This window comes from Prosthecodimorpha hirschii, assembly GCF_001305515.1.
GTDB lineage: Bacteria > Pseudomonadota > Alphaproteobacteria > Rhizobiales > Ancalomicrobiaceae > Prosthecodimorpha > Prosthecodimorpha hirschii.
The window spans coordinates 2412651-2434055 of record NZ_LJYW01000001.1 but is presented as its reverse complement, the minus strand read 5'-3'; the positions used below and the strand labels follow the sequence as shown (position 1 = coordinate 2434055).

17 protein-coding genes and 1 riboswitch are annotated in these 21405 nt (G+C 70.8%); of the genes, 3 read left to right on the top strand and 14 right to left on the bottom strand.

Annotated features, from left to right (window positions below; all coding sequences use genetic code 11):
- Positions 1-40: 40 nt before the first annotated feature.
- The 14 genes from ABB55_RS29660 to ABB55_RS10590 form a co-directional block, all read right to left on the bottom strand.
- On the bottom strand, positions 41-1279 hold the full coding sequence (locus ABB55_RS29660; RefSeq protein WP_420848227.1) for a phosphoribosyltransferase-like protein: 1239 nt from the start codon (positions 1277-1279) through the stop codon (positions 41-43).
- Positions 1280-3225: 1946 nt separating this feature from the next.
- Positions 3226-4782, bottom strand: coding sequence for a vWA domain-containing protein (locus tag ABB55_RS10650; protein WP_054358789.1), 1557 nt, complete (start codon positions 4780-4782; stop codon positions 3226-3228).
- 303 nt (positions 4783-5085) lie between these two features.
- Positions 5086-5859, bottom strand: coding sequence for a precorrin-4 C(11)-methyltransferase (gene cobM, locus ABB55_RS10645; protein ID WP_054358788.1), 774 nt, complete (start codon positions 5857-5859; stop codon positions 5086-5088).
- Complete coding sequence (locus ABB55_RS10640) at positions 5856-6278, bottom strand: cobalamin biosynthesis protein (RefSeq protein ID WP_054358787.1); 423 nt, start codon at positions 6276-6278, stop codon at positions 5856-5858. Before ABB55_RS10640 ends, cobM begins: the two co-directional genes overlap by 4 nt.
- Positions 6275-7516 carry a precorrin-6y C5,15-methyltransferase (decarboxylating) subunit CbiE gene (gene cbiE / locus ABB55_RS10635; RefSeq protein ID WP_054358786.1) on the bottom strand — a complete coding sequence of 414 codons (1242 nt, stop codon included), beginning with the start codon at positions 7514-7516 and terminating at the stop codon, positions 6275-6277. Before cbiE ends, ABB55_RS10640 begins: the two co-directional genes overlap by 4 nt.
- Positions 7513-8262, bottom strand: coding sequence for a precorrin-3B C(17)-methyltransferase (gene cobJ, locus ABB55_RS30605; RefSeq protein WP_054361973.1), 750 nt, complete (start codon positions 8260-8262; stop codon positions 7513-7515). The genes cbiE and cobJ overlap by 4 nt, the downstream gene beginning before the upstream one ends.
- 92 nt (positions 8263-8354) lie before the next feature.
- Positions 8355-9128 carry a precorrin-2 C(20)-methyltransferase gene (locus ABB55_RS10625; protein ID WP_054358785.1) on the bottom strand — a complete coding sequence of 258 codons (774 nt, stop codon included), beginning with the start codon at positions 9126-9128 and terminating at the stop codon, positions 8355-8357.
- Complete coding sequence (locus tag ABB55_RS10620) at positions 9125-9772, bottom strand: precorrin-8X methylmutase (protein ID WP_054358784.1); 648 nt, start codon at positions 9770-9772, stop codon at positions 9125-9127. The genes ABB55_RS10625 and ABB55_RS10620 overlap by 4 nt, the downstream gene beginning before the upstream one ends.
- Complete coding sequence (gene cobG, locus ABB55_RS10615; RefSeq protein ID WP_054358783.1) at positions 9769-11073, bottom strand: precorrin-3B synthase; 1305 nt, start codon at positions 11071-11073, stop codon at positions 9769-9771. The genes ABB55_RS10620 and cobG overlap by 4 nt, the downstream gene beginning before the upstream one ends.
- 83 nt (positions 11074-11156) lie before the next feature.
- Positions 11157-14732, bottom strand: a complete 3576-nt coding sequence (locus tag ABB55_RS10610; protein WP_054358782.1) for a cobaltochelatase subunit CobN — start codon at positions 14730-14732, stop codon at positions 11157-11159.
- A gap of 37 nt (positions 14733-14769) precedes the next feature.
- On the bottom strand, positions 14770-15816 hold the full coding sequence (gene cobW, locus ABB55_RS10605) for a cobalamin biosynthesis protein CobW (RefSeq protein WP_054358781.1): 1047 nt from the start codon (positions 15814-15816) through the stop codon (positions 14770-14772).
- Positions 15813-16211, bottom strand: a complete 399-nt coding sequence (locus ABB55_RS10600; protein WP_054358780.1) for a DUF1636 family protein — start codon at positions 16209-16211, stop codon at positions 15813-15815. Before ABB55_RS10600 ends, cobW begins: the two co-directional genes overlap by 4 nt.
- A gap of 22 nt (positions 16212-16233) precedes the next feature.
- The gene (locus ABB55_RS10595) at positions 16234-17061 is read right to left on the bottom strand and encodes a CbtA family protein (protein WP_054358779.1); all 828 of its coding nucleotides are present in this window, start codon (positions 17059-17061) and stop codon (positions 16234-16236) included.
- A 13-nt stretch (positions 17062-17074) separates the two neighbouring features.
- Positions 17075-17284: a CbtB domain-containing protein gene (locus tag ABB55_RS10590; protein ID WP_083463518.1), complete on the bottom strand. Its 210-nt coding sequence runs from the start codon at positions 17282-17284 to the stop codon at positions 17075-17077.
- 33 nt (positions 17285-17317) lie between these two features.
- Positions 17318-17536: riboswitch (cobalamin riboswitch) on the bottom strand.
- 146 nt (positions 17537-17682) lie between these two features.
- On the opposite strand from ABB55_RS10590, the gene cobO reads away from it, so the two are divergent.
- From cobO to ABB55_RS10575, 3 genes are all read left to right on the top strand, one after another.
- Positions 17683-18297, top strand: coding sequence for a cob(I)yrinic acid a,c-diamide adenosyltransferase (gene cobO, locus ABB55_RS10585; RefSeq protein ID WP_054358778.1), 615 nt, complete (start codon positions 17683-17685; stop codon positions 18295-18297).
- A complete protein-coding gene (gene cobD / locus ABB55_RS10580) occupies positions 18297-19391 on the top strand; it encodes a threonine-phosphate decarboxylase CobD (protein ID WP_338053648.1) in 1095 nt (364 codons plus the stop codon). The genes cobO and cobD overlap by 1 nt, the downstream gene beginning before the upstream one ends.
- Before the next feature lie 121 nt (positions 19392-19512).
- Positions 19513-21363 carry an SPFH domain-containing protein gene (locus ABB55_RS10575; protein WP_054358777.1) on the top strand — a complete coding sequence of 617 codons (1851 nt, stop codon included), beginning with the start codon at positions 19513-19515 and terminating at the stop codon, positions 21361-21363.
- Positions 21364-21405: the final 42 nt, after the last annotated feature.

Below are 21405 nucleotides of genomic sequence, written 5' to 3'. Positions count from 1 at the left end.
CACAATTACGGCCATTCTTTCGAATGACATAGTCTAGATGCTATCGTGGGACCCTCAGCGATTTTGGATAATATGATTCTTGCCTAGTTGCAACGATAGGTTTTTTCCTGTCGCAGATGGTGCCGGCCCTTAGAAACTTATAGCCGTCGTCGGTTAATCGTCCATTGCTCGTAATAAATCCTCTCTTCGAGGCTTCGCGTAGTATATCAAATATGATGGGAACCGGAATTCCGCATTTCTCAGCTAATTCTATCTCTGATCCAGTGTACATTCGTCCGCGCAAAAGACTTAAGATAATTATCATATTTTTTTCGTATTCGAGTAACGAAGGTTCCAATTTAATTCCATTAGCTGACGCGGCAAGTTGTAAGATCTGTGACATTGGGCGGATGCCAAACAATGCAGATAGTGCCGTAGGTGCGGGCCCCTCGTAAAGTGCGTGCCATGCGCCTTCGCTTTGGTGGAGAATGTTAGGAGTATTATTTGGAATGCGATAACTGAATGCTATTAGAGCTGCTTCCCCACCGAAACCATATCTGCCACAACCGCGCCCGTTCGGGGGTCCGTAGTTTTCAATTAATTGACACCATTCGATCTTGACATTTTGTGAACTAGAAGAATAAACTACTGGGGCGATCCACTCACTGATGACTTCCGGTCTTAGTCTATGATGTCGAACATTTTTCAAACCTGAATCTGTTGCTGCCGCTGAAACTACTCGAAAAGTGATTAATTTTCGCGAGACCCAAGATTTGATACTAGGGACGGACCAGAATTTATCAAGCATCGAGCGAATGCGATTTCCAGAACCTATAAAATCCGTGAGAATAATAATTTCGCCTGCCGGCGCCGATTTTGCGCGCAGGCGATCCGGACCTGGATGGTTTTTGAAAATTTTCGGCCATGCATCCTTCTGCTGAGAAGCTAGAAAAGCAATAAACCCCTCGCTGCCGACTCGAGGACTATTGCGCAACGGCTTAACAGCTGAAGGTCCTGTCGATCCGACAGCGCGCCGCCGAAGTACTCCGTAGCGATCGGGCGTGAGGATGGAAGGAAAAATTTCTGACTCTTGAAACTCTCGCTCTGCATAGAGGGCAATTCGCTTATTCCGATGGCGATAACCTCTACATATTCTGTCGAGAGTGCTCCTAATTGCGATGGACACCTGATCTTCATTTAATAACATAAGCGCGTCAAGCATAGTGGCCGCCGTGGGTTGGTCGCATATAGCGAATTGCCTTATCCATTTCTCTCCGATCTCGGTTTTACTTAGTTTCATCGGACGGGCCTCGCTGATTCTTTTGAGTTCACGAGAATAGCCGGGAATCGCATTTCAAACTATGTTGCGTCCGTAAACGAGTAAATTGTCTGGCTTATATGATCGGAGTGCTTACTTAGGCTACAGCATCCAGCAGACTGAAATGGTATTATATCGCGTGGTGGACTTAACAATAACAATAGCGGGGACAATAGAATGGGCAGTGCACGGTCTCCCAATTCCGGCGGCGAGGCCGTGACGACGAGGGGGACGAAACGTGGCTTCGGGCTCCGGAGAGCCGTCGGCCCCTGCTCTACCGCTGAGCTACGGGCCACCCGAGGGTGGACCCGGCGGGAGTCGAACCCGCGACCTGGTCAGCACAATGATGGAGTTTCGTCGGCATTCGTCACGGCCTTGCGGCCGGAATAGGGCTGCGGATCGGCGCGGTGGAGGTCGCGGCGACGAGAGGCGGCGGGGTTAACGTCGGCCGGCCGAGAGCATTGCGGTGCCGGTCGGGCCTGGTGGCCCGATCGAACCGTGCTGCCGGCAGCCGGCGTGAGGATTCGAACCTCTCGCCCTGGGGCTTACCGATGGAGTCCCGCCTGCATTCGCCGCGGCCTTCCGAGCGCCGCGTGTTTCGAGAAAAAGGTGGCCGAGACGACGAGGCTTTGAAGGAATCGCACATGACGCTCTATCCGCTGAGCTACGGCCCGTTGCCGGTCCGGCGGGATTTGAACCCGCGCCATTCACGTTGGATGGAGTTCCTTCGGCATTCGTCTCGGCCGGACAGCAGTCCGAACCGGTCGGAGGGACGAGTCAAGGCGCGGGACCGTCGTTCACCCAAAGAATGGAGTCCCATGCCGCATTCCCTCCGCCCGGTTCGGGCCGCCTTGGTGGTCAAAATCGGACATGTGCGTCCCGCATATGTCAGATCGAATTGACCACGCCATCAAAGAGTTGGTGGTTCGGATTCGCGAGCCGGATGGGTGCCATCCGGCTCGATCGAACCACGAGCCGTCGCACCCGGGCACGAGGCCCGGACGTGGCGGCACGGCTTCGCATTGGCTGATCGGCGCCGCCCCCGGCACCGGGATCGGGAGATCCGGGTGCCGGGGGACGCGAGGCTGGCGGAAGAGCGAGCCGGGAGGACGAGTTTGTTCCGGGGACCTGGGTCATGGGAGTGATGGAGTCCCCGGAGGCATTCCCCCCGGCCTTTTCGGTTTTGCCGGGCGGACCCGGCAGGGATGGGTTGACGGCCGACCGGTCGCTGCCGGCCGGTCGCTCGGTTGGTTGGGGTGCCGCCCCCGGGGACACCCGAGGACCGCGCGCGGCGGGACCCGGGACGGACGGGTCGGGGGGACGAGATGAAACCGGGGACCAGGGTCGTCACAAACGATGGAGTCCCCGGAGGCATTCCCCCCGGCTTTCGGTTCTGCCGGGCGGACCCGGCAGGGATGGGTTGACGGTCGGCCGGTCGCTGCCGACCGGTCCGCTTCAATCGGCCGGCGGATACCGGCACGTTCGGTTCGGTCGGCCGACGGGCGTCAGCAAGTTATGATCGTTCGGCCGACTGTCGTCGGCCGGGCGGCTCGGAGCGCGGCCGCCGGGATCGTCGCGGATCCCCGGCGGCAGGGCCCCGGAAAGAGCGGGTCGGGGGGACGAGACGAAACCCTGGGACTTTGGATCGTGAGAAGCGATGGAGTCCCCGGAAGCATTCCCCCCGGCCGTCCCCCCTGCCGGGCGGACCCGGCAGGGGCTTGTCGATGGCCTGACCGGCCGGGCGATGCCGGGCGGTCGGCCCAGCCGGCGGATGCCGGCGGTATCGTTCTGTGGTCCGGCCGATCAGGATCGGCCGGCCGGCGGATGCCGGCGGCGTCTTTGGGTGGTCCGGCCGATCGGGACCGGCCGGCCGGCGGATGCCGGCGGTGTCGTTCGGTGGGCCGGCCGATCGGGATCGGCCGGCCGGTTCAGAGCTTGGTCGCCTCGATCTCGCGGACCCAGTGGTCGGCGGCGGAGCGGCCCTCCATGAAGGCGCCGATCGTTTCGAACACCGCGTCGGAGAAGCCCCCGACATTGAGGATGTCCGGCCGATCGACGGCCTGCGTGGTGGCGTTGGGCTGCAGGTCGATGCACACCAGCTTGGCGTCCTTGTTGTAGGACTTGAGCCGGGTCCAGGCCTGCATCAGCGCCGTCGAGCCGCGCGCCTCGGCGGCATCGACCCAGGACTCGTTGTCCGAGACGAACACCACCAGATCGACCCTGGCATGCCGCTTGACGAGCATTTCCAGAGGCGCCGAGCAGTTGGTCCCGCCGCCGCCGATCGCCGCCAGCTTGGCCGCGTTGGTGGTCACCGTGTCGCGCGGATCGAGCCGGAGCTTGATCACGTCGTTCTCGAACGGCAGCACCTCCGTGTCCGGGTTGGCGCGCAGGAAGGCCGCCGCCACCAGCGCCGCCACGTCGACGCAGCGCACCGCCGTGGTCGAGCCGCGACGATAGCCGGTCACCGGGGAGCGCATCGATCCGGACACGTCCGGGCAGACGACCACGCGCCCCTTGACCTTCGGCACGTTGGCGAGGGCGATCTCCAGCGCGTCCTGCAGCGCCGCCACGATCGGCTCCGGCGCCGTCCCGGCCACCATGGCGTGCGCCGCCATGAGCTGGTAGGGCAGCGCCCGCGCCCGGCGGATTTCGGCCGGATCGGCGAGCCGGCGGGCGATCCGCTCGACCATGCCGGGCCGTTCGAACACGCCGTGGCGCGCGAAGGTGGCGATGTTCATGCGCAGCATCTGCCAGCCCCCGCGCTCCGCGATCGCCGCCCAATGCGCCGCGGTCAGCGGCATCGAGGTCAGCATCTGGAACGGCACCTCCGGGACTTCGAGCGAGGGATCGCGCTTGAAGGCCTCGAAGGCGGTGACGAGCGGCGGCAGGGCCGCAACGTCATAGGGCTTGCCGATCAGCCAGGCGTAGAAGGCGCGCCGTCCGGCATCGGCCGGCCGCGGATGCACCATCTTGACGACGTCGGCGAGCGACGGATCCGCACCGACCGCGGCACGCATCAACTCGGCCTCGGAGGCCTGTTCGAGCCAGGCCTGGACCATCCGCTTCGGCCGCGTGCCGAGCGACTTCCGCCCGACCGCCCCGGACCGCATGATCTGCACGAAGGTGCGCAGCATGCGGCCGTTGTCGATCGTGCGGACGAAGGCCGGCGCGAACAGGTCGGTCGCCATCGTCGACAGGAGCGCGACCAGGAGCGCCGGCATGTCCTTCATCGCCCCCTTGCGGCGGGCATAGACCGCCGTCTTGGCGATGAAGGTCGCGTCGACCTCGCGGGCGAGCGCCAGGATCGCGTCGAGCTGCTCCTTGGCATCCGCATAGAAGGTCGCGTTCAGCGTGCCGGTGGCGGCGAGCTGGGCGAGGCGGTGGCGCGGCGACAGCTCATAGGCCGGCGCCCCGTGCCGATTCTTGGCATTCGCCTTCGGGAGCAGCTTCCCGATATAGGATGCGAACAGGGACTTGTTGGCCATGACACGATCTCCTTCGGTCTGTCATGCCCCCTCTACTGCGAGCCGCGTGCCAGATCGGATCGGTGCCGATGCGAATTTTTCAAGGTACTGAAATCATGAAAGAAACGAATTCGTGATCGATGGCGGGACCGCTGTCGGCCTGCGGACCTCAAGCGAAATCCGAGATGTGGGGATCGTCTTTTATATGGACGTATAAGCCCGATCGTCCGTCAGGCTTTGCCGACCGCCGACCGCCGACCGCCGACCGCCGACCGCCGACCGCCGACCGCCGACCGTCGACCGTCGACCGCCTCCTCCGGCGGCTCACCCCTCGCCGGGTCCGCCGCGGCCGCGGTAGCGGCGCTGGTAGCCCGGGTCGTAGAGGGCGCTCTCGCGGAAATCTGATTTCCCGAGCACCGGCCCGACCAGGATCAGCGCGGTCCGCTCGATCGGGTCGGCGGCGACCGTCGCGACGATGCTGGCGAGCGTGCCTTCCAGCACGCGTTCGTCCGGCCAGGAGGCGCGGTAGACGATCGCCACCGGGCAGTCGGGGCCGTAATGCGGTACGAGGCTGTCGACCACCTCGGCGAGCGCGTGGATCGAGAGATGCACCGCCAGCGTCGCCCCGGTCGCGGCGAAACCGGCCAGCGTCTCGCCGGGCGGCATCGAGGAGGCACGGCCGGGCGTGCGGGTCAGCACCAGCGACTGGCCGACCTCGGGCAGCGTCAGTTCGCGCTTCAGCGCCGCGGCGGCGGCCGCGAAGGCCGGCACGCCGGGCGTCACCGTGTAGGCAATGCCGAGCCGGTCGAGCCGGCGGATCTGCTCGCCCATCGCGCTCCAGACCGACAGGTCGCCGGAATGCAGCCGCGCGACATCCTGGCCGGCCGCGGCGGCGCGGACGAATTCGGCCTCGATCTCGTCGAGCGACAGCGGCGCGGTATCGACGATGCGGGCACCCGGCGGGCAATGGCCGAGCAGCGCCGCCGGCACCAGCGAGCCGGCATAGAGGCAGACCGGCGAGGCGGCGATCAGGTCGCGGCCGCGCAGGGTGATCAGGTCCGGGGCGCCCGGCCCGGCGCCGATGAAATGCACCGTCATCCGGCCCTCCCGTCCGCCACCGCGACCGCGCAGGTGATCCCGTCCGAGGCCATGCGCGGCACGATCAGCCGTGCGCCCGGTCCGGCACCGGCAAGCGCGGCGGTCTCGGCGATCGAGGGCACGCCGAACAGCTGCACGACGCGTTCCGACCGGGTCACGGTGCCGTCCGAGACGGCCTCGAGCGCATTGCGCGGCAGGAAGACCAGCGCCAGGCCGAGCCGGCTCGCGGCCTCGACCAGGCCGGTCTCGGCGCGCTTCTCCACAGCCGTGAACACCGCCGCGCCCGGCGCGAAGCCGGCCGCTTCGGGAAGCGCGCGCGCCGCCGCCAGCGCCCGTTCGATCAGCGCCGCGGCGGCCGGTCCCGCGACCCCGGTCCGGCAGCCGATGCCGACGGCAAGCCTTGCGCCGCGTCGATTCATGGCTTCTCCATCCGCCATTGCACCACCGGCATGGCCGGTCGCCAGCCGAGAAAGCCGCCGAGCGGTTCGGCCCGCGCCACCTGCAGCATGATGAGATCGCCGCCGCGCCGACGCCGCTCGTCGCCGAGCCGCGCCTGCGCCTCCAGCGTGACGCCGTTGACGACCAATCGCCCGCCGGGCTTCAGCGCCGCCAGACAGGCCTCGATCACGCCCTCCGCCGTGGCGCCGCCGCCGACGAAGATCGCGTCCGGCGTCGGCAGTCCGGCGAGCGCCGCCGGGGCCGCGCCGTCGACGATTTGGAGACCCGGCACGCCGAGCGCGGCCGCGTTGCGGGCAATCCGCGCGGCGCGGTCGCGGCGCGGCTCGATCGCGATTGTTGCGAGGTTTGGGTCGGCCAGCATCCATTCGATGCCGACGGAGCCCGAGCCGGCGCCGACATCCCACAGAAGTTCGCCGCGCCGGGGCGCGAGTGCGGACAGCGTGATCGCCCGGATCTCGCGCTTGGTAATTTGACCGTCGCTCTCGAAGGCCTCGTCGGGCAGGCCGGCCGCGCGCGGCAGGATCCAGGCGTCGCGGCCGGCGACCACCTCGAGCGCGACGGTGTTGAGCGGGTCGATGCCGTCGAGTTCGAAGCCGGCCGCGGTCGTCGTGCGGATGCGTTCGCGCGGGCCGCCGAGGCATTCGAGTACCGTCATGCGGGTGTCGCCGAGGCCCCGGGCGGCGAGCGTCGCGGCGATCCGTCCGGGCGTGGTGCCGTCCCAGCTGAGCGCCAGGATGCGGGCGCCGGGCTGCAGCGTGGGCACGATCCGCTCGAAGCTGCGGCCGTGCAGCGACAGGAGCGTGCAATCCTGCTGGCCCCAGCCGAGCCGCGCGGCGGCGAGCGCGAAGGCGGACGGGGCCGGCAGGCAGAGCATCTCGTCGGCCGGCACATGGGCGGCGAGCGTCGCGCCGACGCCGTAGTGGAACGGGTCGCCGGAGGCGAGCACCACCACCCGGCGGCCGCGCCAGCCAAGAATGTCGGGAATCGCGCCGACGAGCGGCGACGGCCAGACCAGACGCTGCGGTCCGGAATCCGAGGGCCGATCGGAATCGAGCCCGGCGAGGCGCAGGTGGCGGGCGCCGCCGACGACCAGCTCGGCATCGGCCAGCACGCGCCGGGCCGTCGGCGCGAGGCCGTCGAGCCCGTCCTCGCCGAGACCGATCAGGGTCAGCCAGCGCGCCGGCACGGCCTCGCTCACCGGGCGCCCCCGGCCTGGCGCGGCGTGTAGATCCAGGGATCGCGGCCGGGCCGGTCGATGAGACGGGTCTCGCTGGAGCCGATCATCACCAGGGTCGCCATGTCGGCGAGACCCGGATCGGCGCTGCCGAGCGCGGCGATGCGGATGCGTTCGTCCGGCCGGCCGACCGCGCGCGCGAAGGCGACCGGGGTCGCGGGGTCCTTCAGGGTCCTCAAGTGGTCGAAGGCCTGGAAGATGCGGTCGGGCCGCGCCTTGGAGGCGGGATTGTAGAGCGCGATCACGAAATCGCCGGTCGCCGCGGCGGTCAGCCGGCGCAGCACGAGCTCCCAGGGCTTCAGATTGTCCGACAGCGAGATGGCGCAGAAATCGTGGCCGAGCGGCGCACCGAGCCGGGCCGCGGCGGCCTGCATGGCGCTGATGCCGGGATGGACCTCGATATCGAGCGCGCGCCATACCGCCGGGCCGGCCTCGACCGCCTCGAACAGGGCCGCCGCCATCGCGAAGACGCCCGGATCGCCACCGGAGACGACCGCGACCGAACGGCCGGCCGACGCCAGTTCGAGGGCATGGCGGGCGCGGTCGATCTCGACCCGGTTGTCGGTGGCATGGCGGGTCAAGCCGGGCCGCGCGGGCACCCGGTCGACATAGGGGCCGTAGCCGACCAGATCGGTTGCCGCATCGAGTGCCTCGGCCGCCTCGGGCGTCAGCCAGCGCGCCGGGCCGGGGCCGAGGCCGACGACGCGCAGGCGGCCGGTCGCCGGAGTCCCGGGCGCCGGAGTCCCGGTCGCGTGACTCCCGGTCGCAGGGGCATCGGTCGCCGGAGCCACAGAGGCAGCGATCACGGCCGCCTCCCGTGGCCGGGCACGAGCAGGATCGAGAAATAGGGCGCGTCGTCGTCCGGCTTGTCGGCGAGCCGCATCACGGTCTCGCCCGCCATGGTGCCGCGTTCGACATAGATCGCCTCGTCGTCGCGTCCGGCAGCGGCGAGCGCGCGCCGCACCTTGGCGAAATGGCTGCCGAGCTTCATGACCACGGCCGCGTCGGTCGCCTTCAGCCGCTCGACCAGGGTCGCCTCGGGCAGCGTGCCGGGCAGCACGGTGAGCACGTCGTCGCCCCAGGTGATCGGGCTGCGCGCCGCCGTCCAGCAGCCCGACATGCCGGTGACGCCCGGCACGATCGAAACCGGGAAGCGGCCGTCCAGGCGCACGAAGAGATGCATGAACGAGCCGTAGAACAGCGGATCGCCCTCGGCGAGCAGCGCCACGTCGCGCCCCGAAGCGAGCACCGCGCCGAGCCGGGCGGCGGCCTCCTCGTAGAAGCTGCCGAGTTCGCGCCGGTAGCCTTCCTCGGCGAAGCCGATCTCGGTCGTCACCGGATATTCGAGCGGCATCTCCTCGACGCTCGCGGCGAGCCAGGAATCGACGATGGTGCGGGCGTTGCCGCGCCGGCCCTTCTTCGCGAAATAGGCGACCACCGGCGCCGCGCGGATCAGCCGGACGGCCTTGACGGTCAGCAGATCGGGATCGCCCGGCCCGAGGCCGATGCCGTGCAGCGTGCCGACGGTCTGGCCGGGCGCGCGGGCGGGGACGAAGGCGGGATCGAAGAGGTTCATTCCCGCTCGCTCGCCACCGCGTTGACCGCCGCCGCCGTCATGGCACTGCCGCCCTTGCGCCCGCGCACGACCAGATAGGGAACCCGCCCGTCCGCCATCAGCGCCTCCTTGGATTCCGCCGCGCCGACGAAGCCGACCGGCATGCCGATCACGGCGGCCGGCGGCGCCACGCCCTCATCGAGCAGATCCAGCAGCCGGAACAGCGCGGTCGGCGCATTGCCGATCGCCACCACGGAACCGGGCAGCCGATCGCGCCAGAGTTCCATGGCGGCGGCCGTGCGGGTGTTGCCGATGCGACGGGCGAGGTCGGGCACGGACGGGTCGTCGAGGGTGCAGACGACGTCGTTGCTGGCCGGCAGGCGCGCCCGGGTGACGCCGTTGGCGACCATCTTGGCATCGCACAGCACCGGCGCCCCCGCGGCGAGCGCCGCCTTGGCGGCCGCGACGGCGCCGGGCGAGAAGGCCAGATCGGCGGCGATCTCGACCATCCCGCAGGCATGGATGATGCGCACCGCGACCTTCTCCTCGTCCGCTGAGAAGCGCGCCAGATCAGCCTCGGCGCGGATGATCGCGAAGGAGCGGTCGTAGATGGCCTGGCCGTCGCGGATATGGTGATCGCGGGTGGCGGGTCGATGATCGGTCATGGTCGGCCCTTGTCGGCCAGAGCGGCGAGCCGTGCAAGCACGTCCTCGGCCGAGAGGGCGGATTCCTGGGGGCTCTGGTCGGCCGCGCCGTCGAGCACGAGATCGTAGCCGGCTTCCCGGCCGACCAGCGTCAAGGCGGCGGGTCCGGGCTGGGCGCAGCCTTTCGGGCAACCCGAGACATGCAGGCGCACGCCGCTGCCGGGCAGGCGCACGGCCGCGGCGGCGAAGCGGGCGGCATCGGTCCGGGCGGGCTGCAGACCGGAGGAACAATCCGGCCGGCCCGCGCAGGCGACCACAGCGAGCCGCGCATCCTGCGGCGTCGTGACGATCCCGGCCCCTGCCGCTGCGGCGAGGGCGGCTGCGCGCGCGGCCGTCGCGATGCCGGACAGGACCACGGCACGCCCGGGCGTCAGGCGGATATCGCCGTCCCCGAAGCGGCGCGCGAGATCGGCCAGCGCGTCGAGCTGGTCGGCGTCCCAGCGGCCGAAGGGGGCGGCGAGATGCAGGAAGCCGCGCCCGTCGCTGGAAGGCCAAGGATGGAACCCGACGGCTGGCGCCGCGCCGCGCTGCGGGGAAGGGACCGACGCCGGCGCCTCGATCGGCGTGAGCCCGGCCGCGCGGACGAGCGCCGGTGCGCCGATCCGGGCGAGGAGGGCGGCGAGGCGCCGTTCCTCCGGCTGCCGCAGGGCGAGATAGGCCTGCGCCAGGGCGACCGCGGTTGCCCCGGCTTGTGCTTCCGGTACGGTGGTTGCCGATACGGCAGTGCTGGCTGTGCCGGCGAGCGCGATCAGGACGCGGCCGCCGGTCCGGCCGGTCAGGCGGATATCCGTGGCGGTCCCGTCGAGCGGGAAAAGCCCACCCTCGTCGACCAGGAAGCCGAACTTGCCGGGCAGCGCCTTCAGGGCCTCGTCGGCACCGAGCCGCCGTTCCAGATCCGCGGCGATCGCCGTGCCGTCGACCGGCGCGGTCGGGTCGCAGCCGGCCAGCGGGCTCGGCACGATGTTGCGGATCGCCTCCGCCTCGGCATCCGCGTCGAGAAGGCCGAGATCGTTCAGGGCGGCGATCAGGTCCGGCCAGGTCCGTTCGGTGACCCCGCGCAGTTGCAGATTGGCGCGCTGGCTCTGGTCGACGAGGCCGTTGCCGTGGCGCCGGGCCAGTGCCGCGACGGCGGCGAGGCGGTCGGCCGACAGGCGCCCGCCGGAGATCCGCAGCCGCACCAGGAGACCGTCTCCGGTCGCCATCGGCCGGAGCGCGCCCGGGCACCAGCCCTTGACGCGATGGGGCAGGGGCGGGCTCGGCATGGCGGGGTCGACCGGGGCGAGGCCGGCGGCATCGGGAGCGGACGAGGGCGGTGCCGGGGGTCGGGGGGACGGTGCGGCGGGCATCATGCGGCGTCCCCGGTCAGTTCGGCGAGGAGCGCGAGCGGGGCGTTGCGCCGGCAGTGCCAGTAGCCGCGCCGGCGCGCCGCCGCGAAGCTGCGGGCGATGGCCTGGGCGGCGGCCGGATTGGCGGCGAGCAGGAAGTCGCGCACCGCGTCGTCGCCGAGCGTGGCGTCGTAGACGAGATCGAACTGCCGGCTGGTCACCGCCTCGGTGGTCGCCGCGAAGGCGTAGAGGTTGCCGACCGTCTCGGCGATCTCGGCCGCGCCGCGATGGCCGTGGCGCATCTGGCCGGCGATCCAGCGCGGATTGATCGCCCGCCCGCGCACCACCCGGGCGATCGCCTCGCCGAGCGTCCTGACCTTGGCCGGGCCGGGGCCGGTCGTGTCGGCATGGTAGAGCGCCGGGGCGGCGCCGAGCGATGCGGCCGCCGCCGAGAAGCCGCCCTCATGGGTCGCGAAGGCATCGGAATCGAGGATGTCGCGGTGCCCGTCATCCTCGACATGCACGAAGGCATCGGCGGTCGCGACGCGGGCGCGGAACCGGTCCGGCTCGGCGACGCCGTCGCGTCCGGCCCCATAGGCGAAGGCGGAGGCCGACAGATAGGCGGCGCCGAGATCGGCCCGGTCGGCGAAGTCGTCCGCCTGGAGGCGATCCGACAGCCCACTCCCGTAGGCGCCCGGGGCGGCGCCGAAGATGCGGGCGGCCTCGGCCTCGCCGGCGCGGCGGGCGGCGGCGAGCGGGTTGACGTCGTCGTCCTCGTCGAGGCGGGCGACCGCGCGGGCGGCCTCGTCGAAGAGCGCGATCTGGGCCGGGAACACGTCGCGGAACAGGCCGGAGATGCGCAAGGTCACGTCGACGCGCGGCCGGTCGAGCCGGGACGGCGACAGGATCTCGAAGCCGGAAATCCGGCTTGAACCGGGATCGCGCACCGGACGGACGCCCAGATAGGCGAAGGCCTGGGCGAGATCGTCGCCGCCGGTGCGCAGGCTCGCCGAGCCCCACAGGTCGACGAAGACCCGGCGCGGCCATTCGCCGTGCTCCTGGGCGTGCCGGGTCATCACCTCCGCGGCGGTACGGCTGCCGATCTCCCAGGCGGTCGCGGTCGGGATCGCGCGCGGGTCGACGGCGGTCAGGTTGCGCCCGGTCGGCAGCACGTCGAGCCGGCCGCGCCCCGGCGCCCCGGCCGGGCCGGGCGCCACAAAACGACCGTCCAGCGCCGCCAGCAGGGCGGCGGTCTCGGCTGCTGCCGAGCGGTCGAGCCGGTCGGCGACGGTCTTGGGCGTTGCGCCGGTCGCCTCGGCGAGCAGCGCGACCGTGCTACGGCGGGGCTCGCCGGCGGGCGCGCGGCCATAGACATGCAGGCCGTCGCCGATGCGCATGTCCTTCAGGTCGCACAGCCAGGCGTCGAGCCGCGCCAGCGCCTCGCGGGCTTCGATCTCCGGCCCGATGCCGGCCTCGCCGGCCAGCCCCGTCTCGCGGGCCTTGTCCAGGATGGCGGCGGCGAGACGGCGGGCGCGGCGCGGATCCAAGCCCTGCGCCTCGGCATATTCGTCGAGCAGCGGCTCGATCTCGGCCGCGGCGCCATGGTGGCCGGCGCGGACGAGCGGCGGGGTCAGGTGGCCGATCGTGACGGCGCCGATCCGGCGCTTGGCCTGGGCGGCCTCGCCGGGATTGTTGACGATGAACGGATAGAGCACCGGCACCGGGCCGGCGAGCACGGCCGGCGCGCAGTCCGCCGCCAGCGCGACCGACTTGCCGGGCAGCCATTCGAGCGTGCCGTGGGTGCCGAGATGGACCAGCGCATCGAGCCGGAAGACGTGCCGGAGCCAGAGGTAGAAGGCGACATAGAAGTGGCAGGGCGGCAGGTTCGGGTCGTGGTAGTCGGCCTTGCGGGCGCCAGACCGGCCGCGATCCGGCTGCACCGCGGCGACGATCGCGCCGGCGCACTCCGCGAGGTCGGTGCCGAGACCCGCGCTGGCGCCGAGCATCCGGAACCGGAAGGCGCCGCCGGCCGCGGCCGGGTCTTCCGCGGGATCGCCCCAGGCCGCCGTCACGCTGGCGCGGAAGTCCGCCGGCAGGGCCGCGAACAGCCGGCGATAGGTGTCGAGGCCGAGCGTCGGGGTCTCCGGCGCGGCCGGCGGCTCGGCGTTTCGACCGTCGGGCTCATGCCGGTGGCGCTCCTTGGCGACCGTCGCCTCCTCCGGGGCGGCCATCCGGCCTTCCAGGGCAGCCATCATGTGGTCTTCCGGCGGGAAGCCCCCGGCGCGATAGCCGGCTCCCGCCAGACTGGCCACGATGGCGGCGAGACTGGCGGCCGTGTCGAGGCCGACCGCATAGCCGGTGCGGCCGCCCTTGGCCGGATAGTCCGACAGCACGATCGCCACCCGGCGCGCGGCCGGCGGCTTCGCCCCGAGGCGCGCCCAGGCGGCGGCGAGATCGGCCGTGAAGGCGATGCCGTCCGGCTCGGGCCGATGCCGCACGATCGCGAAATCGAGCCCCGGCACGGGCGCTTCCGAGGCCTTGAATGAGATGGCTCGGGCCAGGATGCGCCCGTCCAGTTCCGGCAGGACGACATTCATGGCCAGATCGGCGGCGCCCAGCCCGCGCCGGTTAGCCGCCCAGGCCGCGCGCGGCGTGGTCGGCAGGATGGCCTGCAGCACCGGCACGCCGGCGCGGTCGAGCACCGTGCCGTCGGCGGCGTCGGGCGCTGACGAAGACGCAGACTCGGCGTCCAGCCGCGCCGATGCGCCGGCATCGAGCCGCGCCGAAGCGCCGGCGTCGAGCCGCGCCGAGAAGGCGGTGGTGTTGACGATCACGGCCGGCGGGTGCGCGGCGATCTCGGCTGCGACGGCCGCGATGGCGCGCGGGTCCTTCAGGCTGGTCACGGACAGCGTGGCGACCGCGAAGCCGCGCGCCTGGAGGGCGTCGGCCAGGGCCAGGAGCGGCGCGGTGTCTCCGGCCAGCAGCTGCGAGCGATAGAACACGACCAGCGCGCGCGGGGCGTCCGGGGCGGGAGCCTCCCGGCAGGCCGCCGCGAAGGGGCCGGCCGCCGGCACCGGCACCGGCGGGGCCCAGGGGCTCGGTCGGCCGGCCTTGTCGGCGAGGAAGCCGATGAGCGAGGCCATGTTGTCCGGCCCGCCCTCCTGGAACCAGGCCCAGATGCGACCGAGATCGTCGGGCGGCAGCGTCGAGGCGCGTTCGAGGCGCAGATCCGGCATGTGGTCGCCCGGGACCACCGCCAGCGCGATGCCGCGGGCGCGGGCGAGCACGGCCAGTTCGTCGATGCCGTAGCGCCAGTAGTCGGCCCCGCCGAGGCAGCGGACCACGATCATGCGGGCGTCCGCGCAGGTCTTCTCCAGATAGAGATCGACCGAATAGGGGTGCTTCAGGCGGCCGAGCGCGGCGAGGCGCAGGCTGGGCAGACCGGACGGATCGGGCATCGCCGCGGCGGCGGCCGCGACGGCGCCGAGATCGGAATCGGAGAAGGACAGCACGACGATCTCGCCCGGGGACTGGCCGAGATCCACGGCCGCCTCGGTCTCGTCCAGCGAGCGCACGTCCTCCGCGACGAGATGCACCTTTCCTCCCTCTCCCCGCCGGTCGGCGGTGCGGGCGTCAGGCGGCGAGGGCCGCCTCGATGGCCGCGCGGTCGAGCCCCTTGCGGCCGATCACCACCAGCCGGCTGCGGCGCGCCTCGCCGGGCGCCCAGGCGCGGTCGAAATCGCGCCGGAAGCGCGTGCCGACGCCCTGCACCAGGAGCCGCATCGGCTTGCCGGCGACCGCCACGAAGCCCTTCATGCGCAGCACGTCATGGGCTTCGGCGATGTCGGCGAGCCGCGCAACCAGCGCCGACGGATCGGTGGTCTCGGCCAGTTCGACGACGAAGCTGTCGAAATCGTCGTGGTCGTGCTCCGCCTCGTTATCGTGATGCGACGGCCGGGCGGCGAGATCGTCCTCCGCGGCGGCGCCGAGGCCGAGCAGCACGGCGGCGTCGATCTTGCCGTCGCGGGTCGCCACGATCTTGACCGCGCGCGGGATGGCGGCGCCGATCTCCGCGCCGATGCGGCCGACCTCCTCGGTGGCGATCAGATCGGCCTTATTGAGGATGATCAGGTCGGCGCACAGGAGCTGGTCCTCGTAGACCTCCTCGAGCGGATTGTCGTGGTCGACGGCCTCATCCGCCGCCCGCTGGGCCTGCACGGCCTCGGGATCGTCGGCGAAGCGGCCGTCCGCCGCCGCAGCGGCATCGACCACGGCGATGACGCCGTCGACGGTCAGCCGCGCGCGCACCGGCGGCCAGTCGAAGGCCTTGACCAGCGGCTTCGGCAGGGCGAGGCCGGAGGTCTCGACGATGATGTGGTCCGGCCGGTTCGGATGGGCGAGCAGCGCCTCGATGGCCGGCACGAAATCGTCGGCCACGGTGCAGCACAGGCAGCCATTGGCCAGCTCGACGATATTCTCCTCGGGGCAGGAGTCGACCCCGCAGGCCTTCAGGATCTCGCCGTCGACGCCGACATCGCCGAACTCGTTGACGATCAGCGCCAGGCGGCGGCCGCGCACCGTCTCCAGGACGTGCCGGATCAGCGTGGTCTTGCCGGCGCCCAGGAAGCCGGTGACGATGGTCACCGGAACCTTGGCGAGGGAGGGGGCGGGAGGGTTCATTCGGCGGCCTCGGGAACTGCGGGAATCGGGGGGATGCGGGCGACGACGCCCTTCTTCAGAGCGTCGGGACGCTCCTTCCAGGGGATCAGCCCGTCCGGCGCGGCGCGATACTGTTCGGCGGCGGCGAGGATGCGTCCGGCCGCCGCGTCGGTGGTCTCGGCGAAATCGCCATAGACGTAGGTCCACTTGCCGGGCGCCGCAAACCCGATCGTGACCGGGCGCTTGCAGACGCTGAGGCATTCGACCGGCAGCACCGTCACGCCCGGAGCGCCCTCTGCGGCAGCGGCGAGGGCACGGGCGAGGCGGGCGCCGGAGCGCTCGTCGCGCGGTTCGCCGGGCTCGTCGGCCCGCCGGCAATTGGCGCAGACCAGGATGGTGACCGTCGTGTCGGGCATCGCGTGCCCCTTCTCGGCGGGATCAGGCACGGTGCGCCGACCGCTCCCAGATCATGCCGACCGCGCAGGCGATCAGCATCCACATCGCGGCCGTCAGCGCCAGCGAGGAGGCGGCGAAATGGGCCGCCAGTTCGGCCGGCACCGTGCTCTCGTATTTGGCCGGATGCGGCGCGCCGACCAGATGCGGGATCGCGATCAGGATCAGGCTGCCGATCCGCGCGCCGATCGACTGCAGGCGGAGCAGGCCGTAGAGGCCGGCCGCGCTCGCCGCGGCGGTGCCGATCCACCAGATCTGGCGGGCGACGAGATCGCCGGCCGCCGAGCCCGGCAGTTCCGGGGCGAGCCCCAGACCGGTCGCGAGCCCGGTCGCCGCGAAGGCCGCCGCGCCCCAGCCGATCGCGTTGCGTACCGTGATCCGGTCGCCGGCGATCAGCATGCCGGCGATCAGCACCAGGGCCCAACCGATCGAGGTCAGGACGGTGGCGAGTGCCGTCACCGCCGTGCGCTGCCAGCCGTCTGCGGGCTTCCAGCCCTCGTCGGCCTCGGCCGCGGCGGCGCTCGCATCGGTCGCGGTCGCCGCCGGCGTGCCGTGATTGTGGGCGACCCGCACCGCGCCGTCCGGCAGGGCGCGGCCGGCCAGGACAGCGCCCGGCACGACAGCGCCCGCAACACCATGGCCCGGCAAAGCGCCGTGCTGGCCCGGCAGGGCGCCGTGCTGGTGCGGGGCGGCGGTCTCGTAGGTCTCGGCGACCAGAATCAGAGGCGTGGTTGTGACGTGCTGCAGGACCGCCGTCGCAAGTCCTGCCGCGAGGCCGGCCAACAGGCCGACCCACAGCACCCGTCCGAGCATGACGATCAGGCCGTCAGTGGCAGGGGAAATTCATGGCGTGGCGCGAATCGTGCGCCGCGTTGTGCAGCAGCTCCGGATGCGCGAAGCCGGTCGTGAAGACCAGCGCGAGGCCCATCAGCGCGGCGACCGCGGCGGCCTTGAGGGCGACAACGCGGTCGATGCCGGCTTCGGCGAGGCCGGTTTCGGTGCTGGCGGTCGAGGCGGCGGCGATGCTGACGGTCATGGTCTTCTCCTCTCCGCCCCTCCGGCGGACCTGGCTGGATCGGATGCGTCGGCAGGTCTCCTGGCTCGCGGGTCGTCGCCGAGGCCGCCGCCTTCCCGATCCCGAGGGACCAGTGGCGTTCGGCGGCACAGCTCGCCGCTTACAGTTGCGGGGGCAGCTGCGGAGTAGCCCGCCGGGCCGAAGCCCCTTCGGGATCACCGCATTCCCTTTTCACCCTCGTTCGAAGGAGGGACCTACGCATTCTCGTTTATGGGCGCGGCATCCGCGTCCTGTCAATCGTCCGCAAGGCCGTCGACGGTCGACCGGCCGGATCGACACCCCGGATGCGACGGGTCGCGTCGCCTGGCGGCTTGCCCGGGCGGCGGCGTCGTGGTCTTCAGGCAGGCGAGGAGACCGCCATGACCGACGAGACCGACGACGAAGCCCGCCACCGCGCCAAGATGGCCAAGCGCAAGGCGGTCCAGGATGCCGAGGTGGCGTCCAAGACGATCGCCGAAAAGGGCCTGCTGATCGTCCATACCGGCCCCGGCAAGGGCAAGTCGACGGCCGCCTTCGGCCTCGTCATGCGGGCGCTCGGCCACGGCTGGACGGTCGGCGTCGTGCAGTTCATCAAGGGCGCCTGGGACACCGGCGAGCGGCATGCACTCGACCGCTTCGGCGATCAGGTGCGCTGGCATTCGATGGGCGAGGGCTTCACCTGGGAGACCCAGGACCGCGCCCGTGACGTGGCCGCCGCCACCCGCGCCTTCGACAAGGCGCGCGAGCTGATGGCCGATCCGGCGATCCGCCTCTTGGTTCTCGACGAACTGAACATCGCGCTGCGCTACGACTACCTGCCGCTGGCCGAGGTGATCGAGACGCTGCAGGCCCGCCGGCCGGACCTGACCGTCGTGGTCACGGGGCGCAATGCCAAGCCGGAGCTGATCGAGGCGGCCGACACGGTCACCGAGATGACCCTCGTCAAGCATCACTTCGCCGCCGGCGTGAAGGCCCAGCAGGGGATCGAGTTCTGATGGACCGGACCGGGGAGGCCGGCGGTGTGGCCGAGGCCGGCGCAGCCGTGCACCACGGCGCAGCCGTGCATCATGGCGCAGCCATGCAGCATGGCGCCGCCATACATCACGGCGGCGATCTGGCGACCGCCCGCCGGCTCCATCCGGATGCGCCTTCGCCGTGGATCGACCTCTCCACCGGCATCAACCCGGTGCCCTATCCGGTCGGCGAGATCTCGGCCGACGCTTGGACGCGCCTGCCCGGCCGGGATGCGGTCGACCGCTTGATCGCTGCCGCCAGGATCGCCTACGGCGCCGGGCCGGAGACCGCCGTTGTGGCGGCGCCCGGCACGCAGGCCCTGATCCAGCGCCTGCCGGACCTGCTGCCGGGCCCCCGGGTGCGCGTCCTCGGCTTCACCTACCAGGAGCACGAATCGGTCTGGCGGCTGGCCGGGCGCCGGGTCGAGCGGGTCGCGGAGGCTTCTGCGCTGGCCGGCGCGGACGTGGCGGTGATCGTCAATCCGAACAATCCGGACGGCCGCCTGATCGCGCCGGCGGCGCTCGCGGAAATCGCGCACGGGATCGCGGCGGCGGGCGGCACGCTGGTGGTCGACGAGGCCTTCATGGACGTGATCCGGCCCGCTCCCGGCGCCTTTCCGGCCGGCCTCCTGCCGCTCCGGCCGCCGGGCACCCTGGTGCTGCGCTCCTTCGGCAAGGCCTATGGGCTGGCCGGCCTGCGCCTCGGCTTCGCGCTGGGCGATGGCGCATTGGTCGCGCGTCTCGGCGCGGCCCTCGGCCCCTGGGCGGTGCCGGGGCCGGCGCTCGAGATCGGCGCGCGCGCGCTCGCCGATCGGGCCTGGCTCGAAGTCGCCACCGCGCGGCTGGAGGCCGACGCGGCGCGGCTCGACCGCCTGCTCGTCGGCGCCGGCTTCGAGATCATCGGCGGCACGCCGCTGTTCCGGCTCGCCCGACATGCCGACGCGGCGGGACTGCATCACCGCCTCGCCATCGCCGGCATCCTGACCCGCGCCTTCGCCGAGCCGACCTGGCTGCGCTTCGGCCTGCCCGGAACCGCACCGGCCTGGTCGCGGCTGGCGGCCGCGCTCGGGGGCTGACCGGGTTCCGGAACGCATGCTTCAGCATGCTTCAGAATGAATCTCTGCATGCGTTGCGTGAACGTCGTAACGTCAGCATAGTCTGATCCCGGGGGATGCGGTCTTCGGGAGAGACCCGGCCATGATGTGGATTTTCTGGGGCTCCGTCGCCATCGCGATCGGGCTGTACCTCTTTTTCCGCCGCGGCCTTTCGGCGGCACCCGACAATGCCCCGTCCGGCAAGCCGAACCTGGTGCAGACGCTCCTCGCCGGCCTCGGGCGCAGCGCGATCGGGCTCGGATTCATCGCGCTCGGCGTCCTGATGCTCGCCAACACATCCTTCGTCTATGTCGCGGCCGATCAGGTCGGGCATCTCAAGCGGGTCTATGCCTTCCAGGAATTGCCGCCCGGCCATGTCGTCGCGCTGCCCGGCCAGAAGGGGCCGCAGGCGACCGTGCTCGGACCGGGCTTTCACGTCATTCCCTTCGTGCGCGTCCTCTATCAGATCGAGGAAATGGCGCTGGTCGACGTGCCGGAAGGCTTCTACGGCCAGGTCACCGCGGTCGACGGCGCGCCGATGCCGGCCGGCATGTTCATGGCCCCGGCGATTCCCGACGACCGGCTCGCCGAGATGCTCGATGCGGAGAGCTTCCTGCGCAAGGGCGGCTATCGCGGCCCCCAGGAGACGGTGCTGAAGCCCGGTTCCTACCGGCTGAACCGCTATCTGTTCGACGTGAAGGTCGACAAGGAGACGCCCGCCACCCTGATCCCGGCCGGCCATGTCGGCGTGGTCAAATCCAACGTCGCGACGCCCGGCGTGGTCTGCCGGGAGGAACGCGTCACGGCCGCGCCGGTGGTCGGCGGCCCGGCGACGCCGACGGTGGCACAGGCGCCGAACTCGGAAAGTCTCTCGGTGCCGCTGGTGCCGCGCGGCTGCGTCGGCATCTGGAAGGAACCGCTGCTGCCCGGCGCCTTCTACATGAACAAGCGCGCCTATGAGGTGACGCTGGTCGATACCCGGGTCCAGACCTGGGAATTCAAGGGCGGCTATCTCAAGCGCTCGGTGGATCTCTCCGTCGACCAGCAGGGCAACATCCGCCAGAACGAACGCTCCTCGAACGAGCCGGTGCCGCAGAATGCCGCCGATCGCGCGGTCTTCGTCAAGATCGAAGGCTGGGACATCCCGATCGAATTGCGCGTCCTGGTCCAGGTCGATCCGCAGGATGCGCCGATCGTGGTCGGCAGCGTCGGCGGCCTGCGCGAGATCGAGGACCGCATCCTGGTGCCGGCGATCCGCTCGGTGGTCCGGACCGTCTCGGGATCGGCGATCCGCGTGCCGGTGCGCAATGCCGACGGGTCGCTGGCCCAGCCGGCGCGCTTCGAGGTCCGCTCCACGCGCGTGCTCGACCTGATCGAGAATCGCGAAGCGATCGAGCAGACCATCGCGTCGATCATCCGCATCGAAGGCCGCAAGGCCGGCGTCGACATCCGCGAGATCCGGCTCGGCGAGCCGGCCATCCCGCCGGAAATCCTGATCCCGCGGCTGCGCCAGCAACTCGCCGACCAGCTGTCACAATCCTATGTGCGCGAGACCGCGGCGCAGACCAAGCGCATCGAGACCGAACAGGCCCGCGCCACCGCCAACGAGCAGCCGCGCCTGGTGGAGAGCCAGATCGCCGTGCAGGTCGCCGGCCAGCGCGAGCAGGAGCGCGAGGCCCTCGGCCGCGCGGAACGCAAGTTCCTGGAGGAACTGGCCAAGGGCCAGATGGCCCAGGCCGGCGTCCTCGGTCAGGATCGGGTTGCCATGCTGCAGGCGCTGGAGAAGGTTCTGCTGACGCTCGAACGCAAGCCCGAGATCGTCGGGCTGATCTCCCGGCTGGTGCCGCAGACCGTGGTCTCGTCCGACGGCTCCGGTCTGGCCGGAGCGGCGGCGATTCTCGGCGGCGCGCTGGCGGGTGCGCAACATGGCGGCGCGGCGGCCGCGAAGCCGTGACCGGCGCGGGGGCCGGGCGCCGGTCCGCGCAAGCCGGACGGG

Excerpts from the sequence above, each read along its gene's own strand:
- ABB55_RS29660 (WP_420848227.1), bottom strand. The coding sequence starts at position 1,279 with ATGAAACTAAGTAAAACCGAGATCGGAGAGAAATGGATAAGGCAATTC.
- ABB55_RS10600 (WP_054358780.1), bottom strand. The coding sequence starts at position 16,211 with ATGCCCGACACGACGGTCACCATCCTGGTCTGCGCCAATTGCCGGCGG.
- ABB55_RS10625 (WP_054358785.1), bottom strand. The coding sequence starts at position 9,128 with ATGAACCTCTTCGATCCCGCCTTCGTCCCCGCCCGCGCGCCCGGCCAG.
- ABB55_RS10640 (WP_054358787.1), bottom strand. The coding sequence starts at position 6,278 with ATGAATCGACGCGGCGCAAGGCTTGCCGTCGGCATCGGCTGCCGGACC.
- cobO (WP_054358778.1), top strand. The coding sequence starts at position 17,683 with ATGACCGACGAGACCGACGACGAAGCCCGCCACCGCGCCAAGATGGCC.
- ABB55_RS10575 (WP_054358777.1), top strand. The coding sequence starts at position 19,513 with ATGATGTGGATTTTCTGGGGCTCCGTCGCCATCGCGATCGGGCTGTAC.
- cobM (WP_054358788.1), bottom strand. The coding sequence starts at position 5,859 with ATGACGGTGCATTTCATCGGCGCCGGGCCGGGCGCCCCGGACCTGATC.
- ABB55_RS10595 (WP_054358779.1), bottom strand. The coding sequence starts at position 17,061 with ATGCTCGGACGGGTGCTGTGGGTCGGCCTGTTGGCCGGCCTCGCGGCA.
- ABB55_RS10650 (WP_054358789.1), bottom strand. The coding sequence starts at position 4,782 with ATGGCCAACAAGTCCCTGTTCGCATCCTATATCGGGAAGCTGCTCCCG.
- cobD (WP_338053648.1), top strand. The coding sequence starts at position 18,297 with ATGGACCGGACCGGGGAGGCCGGCGGTGTGGCCGAGGCCGGCGCAGCC.
- cobG (WP_054358783.1), bottom strand. The coding sequence starts at position 11,073 with ATGCCGAGCCCGCCCCTGCCCCATCGCGTCAAGGGCTGGTGCCCGGGC.
- ABB55_RS10590 (WP_083463518.1), bottom strand. The coding sequence starts at position 17,284 with ATGACCGTCAGCATCGCCGCCGCCTCGACCGCCAGCACCGAAACCGGC.
- cobW (WP_054358781.1), bottom strand. The coding sequence starts at position 15,816 with ATGAACCCTCCCGCCCCCTCCCTCGCCAAGGTTCCGGTGACCATCGTC.
- ABB55_RS10620 (WP_054358784.1), bottom strand. The coding sequence starts at position 9,772 with ATGACCGATCATCGACCCGCCACCCGCGATCACCATATCCGCGACGGC.